The organism is Enterobacter cloacae complex sp. P18RS, assembly GCF_014982105.1.
GTDB lineage: Bacteria > Pseudomonadota > Gammaproteobacteria > Enterobacterales > Enterobacteriaceae > Enterobacter > Enterobacter hormaechei_C.
In genome coordinates, this window is sequence record NZ_JADCKV010000012.1 from 59,289 (window position 1) to 67,728 (window position 8,440).

Genomic DNA, 8,440 nt, shown 5'->3' on the forward strand with positions numbered 1-8,440 from the left:
TTCCTTAAGCCAAATTTATAACAGAAGCGCCAAAGCCTTCTGTGTCGGTTGTGTGTTGGAACCAGGCGAGCGTGCTGTGCAGCTGCACCACTTCTCCCACCACGATCAGGGCGGGCATTGGGGCGTCTTTCGCCAGGGTTGCAAGGTCTTGTAAGGTGCCGATGGCGACATGCTGATCGACGCGTGTCCCGCGGGAGATCACCGCTACCGGCGTCGTCGCATCGCGACCGTGCTGAATAAGCTGTTCGCTGATGTCAGCCGCTTTCATCGTGCCCATATAAATCGCCAGCGTTTGTCGGCTCTGGGCGAGATGCGACCAGTCAAACGGCGTGCTGTCGGCTTTATAGTGCCCGGTCACAAAGGTCACGCTCTGGGCGTAATCGCGATGGGTCAGCGGAATACCGGCGTAGGCCGTGACGGCAGACGCCGCCGTAATGCCGGGAACCACCTGGAACGGGACGCCCGCTTCAGCTGCCGCCTGCAACTCCTCGCCACCACGACCGAAGATAAACGGGTCGCCCCCTTTCAGGCGCACCACGGTCTTGCCCGCTTTCGCGGCGGCAATCAGCATCTGGTTGGTGTCGTGCTGGGGCACGGAGTGCTCGCCGGCACGTTTGCCGACGCAAATTTGCTCCGCGTCACGGCGGATCAGCTCGCGAATACCGTCGGTGACCAGGTGGTCATAGAACACGACATCCGCATCCTGAAGAACCTGGAGGCCACGCAGCGTGAGCAGCCCGGCATCGCCCGGCCCGGCGCCCACCAGAATGATCTCCCCACCCGTACTGCCGGGGTTATCCAGTTCGTCTTCGAGAATTTGTTGCGCTGCCGTCTCGTTACCGGCCTGCATCAGGCTGGCAAAGCGGCCGCGAAACACACGCTCCCAGAAGCGACGGCGTTCCGTCACGCTGGTCAGACGCGTTTTCAAATGGTTGCGCCAGTAGCTGGCCTTCTCCGCCATGCGTCCGAGGCTGGTCGGCAGCAGCGCTTCGATTTTTTCTCTCAGCACGCGCGCCAGCACCGGGGCGGTGCCGCCGGAGGAGATCGCTACCAGCAGCGGCGAGCGGTCGACAATCGACGGGAAGATAAATGAACATAACGGCTGGTCGTCTACCACGTTCACCAGACGGTGACGGGCCTGAGCTGCGTCGGAAATGCGGCGGTTGAGCGCCCGATCTTCGGTTGCCGCAATCACCAGCACCACGCTGTCGATCTGAGACTCTTCAAAATCCGCCTCTGCAACGATCTGCACCTGCGCCCTGGCGCGTTGCAGGAAGGCGATTTTGCGATCGGCAATTTCACCCGTCCCGACAACCAGTACCGGTCGGTCTTTTAAGGCAGCAAAAAGGGGGAGGTAGTCCACAGGCAACAACTCACTAACAACCACGAATAAAGGGACTATAGGGGGCGGCTTAGATCGAATGAAATTACGAATTGGAATGAGTAGTTACTCAATGGAATAACGCCGTGGAAAAGCAAATATCAAAAAGTGCTTAACACGCGAAATTTCGGGCATTTAGGAGCAATTCAAATTGTGTCTACCCGATCACAGTTTCATACTATGCGGGTTAAAATTTTGCTCTGTTTTTAAGGACTCACTATGTTTTCCGCAATGCGCCACCGATTCGTTGCCCTGGCGCTCGGCGTTTGCTTTATCCTTCCGGCTCAGGCAAAAAATCAATCTTACGGTGAAATAGCCAGTATGCAGGCGCGGCATATTGCGACGGTCTTTCCGGGCCGTATGACCGGAACCCCAGCCGAGATGCTCTCGGCAGACTATATCCGTCAGCAATTTGCGGATATGGGCTATGAGAGCGACATTCGCGCTTTCCATAGCCGCTACATCTATACCACACGCAATAAAACGCAGAACTGGCATAACGTAACCGGCAGCACGGTCATTGCGGCGCACGAAGGAAAGGCGGCTGAACAGATTATTATTATGGCGCACCTTGATACCTACACGCCGTTGAGCGACGCCGATGTCGATAATAACCTCGGCGGGCTGACGCTTCAGGGACTGGATGACAATGCGGCGGGTCTGGGCGTGATGCTTGAGCTGGCCGAACGCCTGAAGAATATTCCGACGAAATACAGCATTCGCTTTGTTGCGACCAGCGGCGAAGAAGAAGGAAAACTCGGAGCTGAGAATCTCCTTAAGCGCATGAGCGCTGAGGAGAAGAAAAATACGTTGCTGGTGATTAACCTCGATAATCTGATCGTGGGGGATAAGCTCTATTTTAATAGCGGACAGAGCACACCGAGCAGCGTGCGTAAACTCACCCGCGACCGCGCGCTGGCGCTTGCCCGCACGCATGGCGTCTATGCCGCGACAAATCCGGGCGGTAACCCGCAGTATCCTAAAGGCACAGGCTGCTGTAATGACGGTGAAGTGTTTGATAAGACGGGCATTCCGGTGCTGTACGTCGAGGCGACGAACTGGGCGCTGGGCAAAAAAGATGGCTATCAGCAGCGCAGCAAATCGAAAGCCTTTCCGGACGGGACCAGCTGGCATGATGTGCGGCTGGATAATCAGCAGCACATTGATAAAGCGCTGCCGCAGCGGATTGAGCACCGCAGCCGGGATGTCGTGAAGGTGATGCTGCCGCTGGTGAAGGAGCTGGCGAAAGCGGGGAAAGCCTGATGTCGTTAAGCCCGGTGGCGGCTACGCCTTACCGGGCCTACGTTTTGTGCCGTTGTAGGCCCGATAAGCGCAGCGCCACCGGGCGAAAAAACATTACCCTTCGTGCAGCCCGCACTCGCGCTTCAGCCCAAAGAATCGTGTCTCTTCTTCCGCCATTCCCGGTTCCCATTTACGCGTGGTGTGGGTGTCGCCTACCGACAGGTAGCCTTGATCCCACAGCGGATGGTACTTCAGCCCGTGCTTTTGCAGATACTGGTACACCGTGCGGTTATCCCAGTCGATGATCGGCAGCACTTTGAACACGCCGCGCTGCACCGCCAGCACCGGCAGCGTTGCCCGGCTCCCGGACTGCTCGCGGCGCAGGCCCGCGAACCAGGTCTGAGCGTTCAGCTCTTTCAGCGCCCGGTTCATCGGCTCGACCTTGTTGATCTCATTGTATTTCTCAATGCCCTCAACGCCCTGTTCCCACAGCTTGCCGTAGCGCGCCTCTTGCCAGGCCGCGCTTTCCGTCGCGCAGTAAACTTTGAGGTTCAGCTTGAGCTTGTCCGTCAGCTCGTCAATAAACTGGTAGGTCTCCGGGAACAGATAGCCGGTATCGGTGAGGATCACCGGAATGTCCGGGCGGATCCGATTCACCAGGTGCAGGCTGACCGCCGCCTGGATGCCAAAGCTTGACGACAGCACATAGTCACCCGGCAGGTTTTCCAGCGCCCACGCCACGCGCCCTTCGGCGTCGAGTTTTTCCAGCTGGGCGTTGGTTTCTGCCAGGGCCAGAATGCGTTCGACTTTTGGCAGGTCATTAAGGGCGTTTAGATCGAGTACGGACATAAGAACCTCGTTTGCCTGTTTTGCCGGGCGGCACTGCGTTTGCCCGGCCTACAAAACCCGTAGGCCCGGTAAGCGAAGCGCCACCGGGCAAAGGATGTGTTACTCCCAGAAATCCCTGGCGGGATCGAGCACCGGGCGAATGATGCCCGCACGCACCGTAAAGTCGCCGAAGCCTTCACCCGCTTCACGCTCTTTCGCCCAGCGCCCGACAAGCTCGTCGATGGAATCAAGAATTTCCGGTTCCGTAATATTTTCACGGTACATACGCGGAATGCGCGTCCCCATACGGTTGCCGCCAAGGTGCACGTTGTAACGACCCGGCGCTTTGCCCACCAGACCCAGCTCGGCCAGCATCGCGCGACCGCAGCCGTTCGGGCAGCCGGTGACGCGCATAACAATATGCTCGTCCGGAATACCGTGTTTTTCCAGAATCGCTTCCACTTTATCAGTGAAGGACGGCAGGAAACGTTCCGCTTCGGCCATCGCCAGCGGGCAGGTCGGGAACGACACGCAGGCCATCGAGTTTTCACGCTGCGGTTTAACCGCATTCATCAACCCATGATCGCGCGCCAGCTTCTCGATCTTCGCCTTCTGGCTTTCCGGCACGCCGGCAATAATCAGGTTCTGGTTGGCGGTAATGCGGAACTCGCCTTTATGGATCTTAGCAATTTCCAGCAGACCGGTTTTCAGCGGGCGGCCCGGATAATCCAGAATACGACCGTTTTCAATAAACAGCGTCAGGTGCCATTTATTATCGATACCTTTCACCCAGCCAATGCGATCGCCGCGACCGGTGAATTCGTAAGGGCGGATCGGCTCAAACTTGATCCCCGCGCGACGCTCCACTTCTTCTTTGAACGTCTCGACGCCTACACGCTCCAGGGTGTATTTGGTTTTCGCGTTTTTACGGTCGGTACGGTTGCCCCAGTCGCGCTGGGTAGTAACCACCGCCTCAGCCACGGCCAGCGTGTGCTCCAGCGGCAGGAAGCCGAACTCGCTCGCGGTGCGGGCGTAGGTTTTCTTGTTCCCATGCTCGATGGACAAACCGCCGCCCACCAGCAGGTTAAAGCCGACCAGCTTGCCATTTTCGGCAATCGCCACGAAGTTCATGTCGTTGGCGTGCAGGTCGATATCGTTCTGCGGCGGGATAACCACCGTGGTCTTGAATTTGCGCGGCAGGTAGGTCTGACCGAGGATCGGCTCTTCGTCCGTGGTCGCGACTTTCTCCTGATCGAGCCAGATCTCCGCATAGGCACGCGTGCGTGGCAGCAGGTGCTCGGAGATCTTCTTCGCCCACTCGTACGCTTCGGCGTGCAGCTCGGACTCATACGGGTTCGAGGTGCAAAGCACGTTACGGTTCATGTCGTTGGCGGTCGCCAGCGCGTCCAGCCCCACGGAGTGCAGCATCTGGTGCACCGGCTTGACGTTTTTCTTCAGAATGCCGTGGAACTGGAAGGTCTGACGGTTAGTCAGACGGATGCTGCCGTAAATCGTGTTTTCACCGGCAAACTTGTCAATCGCCTGCCACTGTTTGGTGGTGATGATGCCACCCGGCAGGCGGCAGCGCAGCAGCATCGCATGACGCGGCTCCAGCTTCTGTTCGGCACGTTCGGCGCGGATATCGCGGTCGTCCTGCTGGTACATACCGTGGAAACGGATCAGCAGGAAGTTGTCGCCTTTGAAACCGCCGGTCAGGCCGTCATTTAAATCTTCGGCAATGGTACCGCGCAGGTAGTTGCTCTCTACCTTCATGCGCTCGGCATCAGACAGTTTGCCTTCGACCACCAGTGGGCCAGGATGTTTTTCGCTCATTAGTAGACATCTCGCTGATAACGGCGCTCTACGCGCAGCTCACTTAAAAATTCATCCGCCGTTTCGGCATCCATACCGCCGAATTCGGCAATCACTTCCAGCAGTGCCTGCTCAACGTCTTTCGCCATGCGATTGGCGTCGCCGCAGACATAAATGTGGGCGCCGTCATTGATCCAGCGCCACAGCTCTGCGCCCTGTTCGCGCAGTTTGTCTTGTACGTATACTTTTTCTTTCTGATCGCGGGACCAGGCCAGATCGATGCGGGTCAGCACGCCCTCTTTGACGTAGCGCTGCCATTCAACCTGGTAGAGGAAATCTTCAGTAAAATGCGGGTTGCCGAAGAACAGCCAGTTTTTACCCGGCGCCTCGTCCGCTGCACGCTGCTGCATAAAGGCGCGGAACGGTGCGATGCCGGTGCCCGGGCCAATCATGATCACCGGCGTTTCCGGGTTCGCCGGCAGGCGGAAGTTGTCGTTGTGTTCGATAAAGACGCGCACCTCGCCCTCTTCTTCCACGCGGTCGGCCAGGAAGCCCGACGCCCCACCCGCCCGCGCGCGGCCTTCGATGTCGTAACGCACCACGCCAACGGTGATGTGGACTTCGTTTTCCACTTCCGCCTGTGAAGAGGCGATGGAGTAAAGACGCGGCGTCAGCGGACGCAGCAGGCCGATCAGCGCGTCGGCATCCAGCTGTGCCGGGGAGAAACGCACCATATCGACAATCGGCGTCGTCGCGGCGTAATGCTGTAACTTCGTCTTGTCCCCCACCAGCGGCAGAAGGGACTCGCTGCGCGTTAAGGTGGCGTAGTTTTCAACGATATTGGCGGTGTTTACCGTCAGCTCGAAATGCCACTGAAGCGCCTCAGAGAGCGGTAAGGTTTTACCTTCCACCTGGACCGGCTCCGTGCCTTTCAGCCACAGCAGCTCGACCAGCTCTTTCACCAGCGCCGGATCGTTCTGATACCAGACGCCCAGCGCATCGCCAGGCTGATAACGCAGGCCGGAGTCACCGAGGTCGATTTCGATATGGCGCACGTCTTTTTCCGAATCACGGCCCGTGATTTTCTGGTTTACCGACAGGCTCGCCGTCAGCGGCGCCTCTTTCGTGTAAGGGCTGGTGTGGATTTCGTTGACGGTGCCCGCTGCGGTAACGGCGGCCTGCGCTGGCGTCTCTTTCGGGACGCGGGCCTTCAGCACCTCAACGATGCGCGTCCGCCATTCGGCGGCGGCGGCCTGGTATTCGACATCAGCGTCTACGCGATCCAGCAGGCGCTCTGCACCCAGCTCCGCCAGCTTGCTGTCGAAGTCTTTACCGGACTGGCAGAAAAATTCATAGGACGTATCACCGAGGCCGAAGACGGCAAAGGCGGTGCCGTCCAGCTTCGGCGCTTTTTTCGAGAACAGGAACTTATGCAGCGCGACGGCTTCTTCCGCAGGCTCACCTTCCCCCTGCGTTGACGCCACCACCACCAGCAGTTTTTCTGACGCGATCTGTTTGAATTTATAATCCCCGGCGTTGACCAGGTTAACGTTCAGCTTCGCGGCGAGCAGGTCATCACGCAGCGCTTCGGCCACACGACGGGCATTACCCGTTTGCGAAGCGGAGATAAGCGTGATGGCAGGAATTTCAACGGCCGTTGGCGGGACGCCAGCCACAGCACCCGGCTGCTGATTGAGCATTCCCCAGAAATAGCCGGAGACCCAGGCGAGCTGGGTGGGTGAAAAATCGGAAGTCGCGGCCTGGAGGCGCGCCAGTTGCTCCGGGTTAAGGGGAAGCAAATTTGAAGGTGGGGCCTGTGTTGTCATGCGTCGTTATGTTCCAGTAGCAAAGCGGACTTTAAGCGAATAAATCCAAACTGAAGATAAGGTTAACGGCGGGGATAATAACAATTAAAGAAGGGATGGAAATAATAAATAACCAAATGGACTAACCTGTTTTAGTTATCGTTCTTAACGATAAAAGCGATTAAATAACTATTTGAAATAAAACAATAAAGGCCGATAAACACCATGAATACGAGGCGGTGACCGTTCAGAGCCGTTTTAGTTAATGATAAAAATTGTGCTTTCCGGTACTATGCGGCGGTTTTTTCCGCATTCCTGAGAGCTATGATGTCCACCACACTGTTTAAAGATTTCACCTTCGAAGCCGCACACCACCTTCCACACGTTCCTGCCGGACACAAATGTGGCCGCCTGCATGGACACTCGTTTATGGTGCGTCTTGAAATCACCGGTGAAGTCGATCCCCATACGGGCTGGATCATGGACTTTGCCGAACTGAAGGCTGCGTTTAAGCCGACCTACGATCGTCTCGATCACTACTATCTGAATGATATTCCGGGCCTTGAAAACCCGACCAGCGAAGTGCTGGCGAAATGGATTTGGGATCAGATGAAACCGCTGGTTCCGCTGCTGAGCGCGGTGATGATCAAAGAGACCTGCACGGCAGGCTGCGTCTACCGCGGGGAGTGAATCTCCTCCGTTGCGGTCTCACGAGGCACGAGCGGCGTAAACTCGTAGAGCACCAGCGCATTACTCTCCAGTGATTCACTCAGTTGCCAGCCGTCATAAAGGCGTTCATCGCGTACGGAAAGCGTTGGACGCGCTTTATGCGCTATCCAGCGCCACATCTCTTCATCAGGGCCGCTTTCGCTGCCAACCCCTTCAAGCAACGGATAGAGCGCGCCGTTGTGCTGATCAAACAGATGGCATTTAATTCGCCATTTACCGCGCATTCCCTTCAGGTGTAAATGATACTGCTGGCGAAAACGCTGGATGAAGGCTTCTTCACTGGAAAGGAGCGGATTAAAAACCACCACATTACGCAGCAACAGCTGATAACCATTGCGATGGCGCGTAAGCAGGACACGCTTATCATTGACCAGCACCTCGCCCCGCAGACGTTGCCAGAGCCAGAGCACCCAATAAACCGGACGCGGCAGACCATGGTTATACTGTAGCGCCAGGCTTGAGGTATCGATGGTGTTGTTCGCACGGGCTTCTCCCTGAAGGCCCGAATTAAGCCAGAATCCCGCCAGCCAGACCTGCTCCCGCGTCTCCTCACGTTACTGTGTAGACCCAGACACTTAAACAAAACAGACCCTCCCCAACAAAAGAAAGGTGTAGATCTAGGTCGACGCCATATCAATTAAAA

At 57.0% G+C, this 8,440-nt stretch carries 6 protein-coding genes and 1 pseudogene; 2 read left to right on the top strand and 5 right to left on the bottom strand.

The window, feature by feature from the left end; all coding sequences use genetic code 11:
- Positions 1-4: 4 nt before the first annotated feature.
- Positions 5-1,363: a siroheme synthase CysG gene (cysG, locus tag INF61_RS10275; protein WP_193547751.1), complete on the bottom strand. Its 1,359-nt coding sequence runs from the start codon at positions 1,361-1,363 to the stop codon at positions 5-7.
- Between the two features lie 237 nt (positions 1,364-1,600).
- On the opposite strand from cysG, the gene INF61_RS10280 reads away from it, so the two are divergent.
- The gene (locus tag INF61_RS10280; RefSeq protein WP_193547752.1) at positions 1,601-2,644 is read left to right on the top strand and encodes an aminopeptidase; all 1,044 of its coding nucleotides are present in this window, start codon (positions 1,601-1,603) and stop codon (positions 2,642-2,644) included.
- Between the two features lie 93 nt (positions 2,645-2,737).
- Here the strand turns inward: INF61_RS10280 and cysH are convergent, their stop codons facing one another.
- The 3 genes from cysH to cysJ form a co-directional block, all read right to left on the bottom strand.
- Positions 2,738-3,472: a phosphoadenosine phosphosulfate reductase gene (cysH, locus tag INF61_RS10285; protein WP_193547753.1), complete on the bottom strand. Its 735-nt coding sequence runs from the start codon at positions 3,470-3,472 to the stop codon at positions 2,738-2,740.
- Positions 3,473-3,571: 99 nt separating this feature from the next.
- The gene (cysI, locus tag INF61_RS10290) at positions 3,572-5,284 is read right to left on the bottom strand and encodes an assimilatory sulfite reductase (NADPH) hemoprotein subunit (protein WP_015571717.1); all 1,713 of its coding nucleotides are present in this window, start codon (positions 5,282-5,284) and stop codon (positions 3,572-3,574) included.
- Complete coding sequence (gene cysJ / locus INF61_RS10295; RefSeq protein WP_058689537.1) at positions 5,284-7,089, bottom strand: NADPH-dependent assimilatory sulfite reductase flavoprotein subunit; 1,806 nt, start codon at positions 7,087-7,089, stop codon at positions 5,284-5,286. Before cysJ ends, cysI begins: the two co-directional genes overlap by 1 nt.
- A 303-nt stretch (positions 7,090-7,392) precedes the next feature.
- Between cysJ and queD the strand changes: the two genes are divergently transcribed.
- Entirely contained in the window at positions 7,393-7,758 is a 366-nt protein-coding gene (gene queD, locus INF61_RS10300) for a 6-carboxytetrahydropterin synthase QueD (protein ID WP_006811776.1), read from the top strand.
- Here queD and INF61_RS10305 read toward each other — a convergent pair.
- Positions 7,743-8,336, bottom strand: a pseudogene (locus INF61_RS10305) (AraC family transcriptional regulator); the annotation flags it as partial. The gene queD and the pseudogene INF61_RS10305 sit on opposite strands and share 16 nt — an antisense overlap.
- Positions 8,337-8,440: the final 104 nt, after the last annotated feature.

Bases quoted from the DNA above. Each gene is read 5' to 3' on its own strand.
- INF61_RS10280 (WP_193547752.1), top strand. From the start codon at position 1,601: ATGTTTTCCGCAATGCGCCACCGATTCGTTGCCCTGGCGCTCGGCGTT.
- cysH (WP_193547753.1), bottom strand. From the start codon at position 3,472: ATGTCCGTACTCGATCTAAACGCCCTTAATGACCTGCCAAAAGTCGAA.
- cysI (WP_015571717.1), bottom strand. From the start codon at position 5,284: ATGAGCGAAAAACATCCTGGCCCACTGGTGGTCGAAGGCAAACTGTCT.
- cysJ (WP_058689537.1), bottom strand. From the start codon at position 7,089: ATGACAACACAGGCCCCACCTTCAAATTTGCTTCCCCTTAACCCGGAG.
- queD (WP_006811776.1), top strand. From the start codon at position 7,393: ATGATGTCCACCACACTGTTTAAAGATTTCACCTTCGAAGCCGCACAC.